Below are 2,876 nucleotides of genomic sequence, written 5' to 3'. Positions count from 1 at the left end.
GGTGCCGGTTTGGCCAGGCCCCCACCCCTGGGGGGGGCGCCGGTAACCGGCCCGCCGCGCCGCGGGTGCGCGATTCCGCGTCGCGATCTAGCTCGTGCCGCAGGAGACGCTCGGCCAGGTCCAGTTGCCATTGGCCATGATGGTCACGCCGAAGTTGTTGCCGTTGCCGTTCGGCCTGGCGGTGACGGTGCCGCTGGTGCCGCTGACCGAGGCGTTCCAGCTGTTCTGCAGGCTCTGGCCGCCGCCCAGGCCGAGCCTGACGACCCAGGCGCTGGTGCCGCTGACCGCGACGTTGAGGTTGAACCGGTCGCCCCACTGCTGGCCGGCGGAGAGCGTCGCGGTGCAGTTGCCGGGGTTTCCGGGCGGCGGGGTGGTGGGGGTGGTCGGCGGGGTGCCGCCGTCGGGTGCGACCGCGCGTCCGGTCGACGGGGAGATCATGCCGGCGCACAGCCCGCGGCCCGCCAGGCCCTGCGCGATGCGCGGGATGGCGGCGACGGTGTTGGCCGGCCAGTCGTGCATCAGGATGACCTGGCCGTTGGTGAGCCGGGCGTTGGCCGCCACGATCGCGTCGGTGCTGGCGTTGTTCCAGTCCTGCGAGTCGACGTCCCAGATGATCTCGGTCAGGCCGTACCGCTGCTCGACCGACTTGAGCGTCGCGTTGGTCTCGCCGTACGGGGGACGGAACAGCTTCGGCGTGCCGCCGCCCGCGTTGGCGATGGCGGTCTGCGTACGCGAGATCTCGGACTCGATAGTGGCCTGGCTCTGCTGGGTCAGGTGCGGATGGGTGTAGCTGTGGTTGCCCACCCACATGCCCGCGTCGACCTGGGCCCGGACCAGCGACGGGTTCGACGCCGCGTACTGGCCCTCGTTGAACATGGTCGCCCGCAGGCCGTTGTTGCGCAGCGCGGACAGCAGGTTCTGGGTGTTGCCCGCCGTCGGCCCGTCATCGAAGGTCAGCCCGACGTAACCGTTGCAGGCGGCGGCTTGGGACGCGGGCGCGTTGAAGTTGATGGCGACGAGGCTCGCGGCGGCCGTGACGGCGGCCAGTCCGGTGACCATCAGACGGTTCCACCGGGTCGATGTGTTTCGCATGCGAGGCATTCCTCCCTTGTGTCCGGCGCGTAGCGGACGGCGCAGCGGCGGCTCTTATCGACAACCAGCGATATGTGTCGACAGCGACGAGTATTCGTCCACCGCGTTCTGATCGTCAACAACTTTCGGACATCTTCCGGAAATGATTGCCGCCAAGCCGGGGGTTTTTAGCTGCTTCGTGGCAATCATTCGGCGTTGCCCGTGCCACGAAGATGACGTATCGAGGACCGGAGCCTCCGGAAGTTTCGGTACCCCCGGAGCCGGGCTCGTCAGCTTCAGCGGGATCCGCAGGGAGCGTGAGACCTGTGCCTGCGGGGGCTAAGGTCGTCGCGTGGCACGGGTGTTGGTGACCGGCATGTCGGGAGCGGGCAAGACCACGCTGCTGCGCGAGATGTCGAGCCGCGGATACCACAGCGTCGACACCGACTACGACGGCTGGACCGCGCCGGACGGCACGTGGGACGAGGCGCGGATGGCGCGCCTGCTCGCCGGGCGCCCCGAGTTGGTCGTCTCGGGCACCGTGGCGAACCAGGGCCGGTTCTACGATCGCTTCGACCACGTGATCCTGCTCAGCGCGCCGCTCGCCGTCCTTCTCGACCGGGTGGCGACGCGGGCGACCAACCCGTACGGGAAGACGGCCGAGCAGCGTGCGGAGATCGCGCGTCACGTCGCCGAGGTGGAACCCGCGCTGCGCCGTGGCGCCACGATCGAGCTCGACGGCCGCCGCCCCGTGACCGAGCTCGCCGACGCCGTCGAGGGCCTGCTGGTAGCCGGGACGTAGGCCACGTGTTCTGATCTTGCGATGACCTCCGAAGCACCCGGCTGGGACGCCATCGACGCCCGGCTCGCCGAGTTTTACCCCGGCGTCGAGCCGAAGCACTTCGGCACGCTGCACCGATTCGCGCTGGGCGGTCCGGACCCGCTCGACGGCGTCAGCTACTACCCGCGCGCCGAGCCGGTGCCGCACTGGCACATCGTCAGCTACGGCATGAGTGAGTTGTATGTCAAGGAGACCGACAACGCCGACGAATCGGGCTGGGGTTTCGAGTTCACCTTCCGGATCGCCCGCGACGCCGACGAGACGGAGCCGCCCCTGTGGGCGGCGGGCCTGTTGCAGAACCTCGCCCGGTACGTGTTCTCCAGCGGCAACTGGTTCGAGCCGGGCCACCACATGAACGCCAACGGCCCCATCCGGCTCGAGTACGAGACTCAGGTGACGGCGCTGGCCTTCGTCGAGGACCCGGAGCTCGCCACGATCGGCACCCCGCACGGGCGGCTGCGGTTCCTGCAGGTGGTGGGCCTGACCGGCGACGAGTACGAGGCGGCGCGGCAGTGGGACACCATGGGCGTGCTCGGCCTGCTCGCCGAGCGGCAGCCACTGCTGGTCACCGACCTGGACCGGCCGCCGGCGACGGACGACCCGGCGGTGCGGGCCGCGATCGACGCCGGGCGCGAACGCGACGGCTCGTCGACCGGACAGCTCATGCTCGCCGGATTCGGCTTCACCGCCGCGGGCGACACGATCCGCCTGCGGTTCCCCGGCATCACCACCCCCACGGTGGCCCAGGCGCTCCGCGACCGGCTGCCGTACGGCCGCGAACTGGTCCTCCTCGGCGACGACAGCCGGGTGGTGCTGCGCGGCGCCGCGGTCTTCGCCGCCCGGCGGCCGTCGGACGGGACGCTGGAGCTGGATCTCCCGGCGGAGGCCCTCGCCGCGCTCCCCGACGCCCTGGCGCCCGGCACCCGCACGGTGCCGGGCGCCGGCAATCTCGTGGTCGAGGTCT

General features: G+C 70.8%; 3 protein-coding genes. 2 read left to right on the top strand and 1 reads right to left on the bottom strand.

Annotated elements, in window-relative coordinates; genetic code table 11:
- Nucleotides 1-87 precede the first annotated feature (87 nt).
- Entirely contained in the window at nt 88-1,092 is a 1,005-nt protein-coding gene (locus tag AB0F10_RS45070; protein ID WP_360640684.1) for a polysaccharide deacetylase family protein, read from the bottom strand.
- A gap of 331 nt (nt 1,093-1,423) precedes the next feature.
- Between AB0F10_RS45070 and AB0F10_RS45065 the strand changes: the two genes are divergently transcribed.
- Together AB0F10_RS45065 and AB0F10_RS45060 are read left to right on the top strand one after the other, a co-directional pair.
- Nucleotides 1,424-1,873, top strand: coding sequence for an AAA family ATPase (locus tag AB0F10_RS45065; RefSeq protein ID WP_360640683.1), 450 nt, complete (start codon nt 1,424-1,426; stop codon nt 1,871-1,873).
- Nucleotides 1,874-1,894: 21 nt separating this feature from the next.
- Nucleotides 1,895-2,876 (top strand): suppressor of fused domain protein (locus AB0F10_RS45060; RefSeq protein WP_360640681.1); only part of this gene is annotated, 982 nt, incomplete at its 3' end.

The sequence above is a fragment of the Actinoplanes sp. NPDC026623 genome (genome assembly GCF_040638275.1).
Taxonomy (GTDB): domain Bacteria; phylum Actinomycetota; class Actinomycetes; order Mycobacteriales; family Micromonosporaceae; genus Actinoplanes.
Note: the sequence above shows the minus strand (reverse complement) of the source record. Positions and strands in the feature narration are given on the sequence as shown.

Coding starts and splice junctions, on each gene's coding strand:
- AB0F10_RS45070 (WP_360640684.1), bottom strand. CDS start 1,092: ATGCGAAACACATCGACCCGGTGGAACCGTCTGATGGTCACCGGACTG.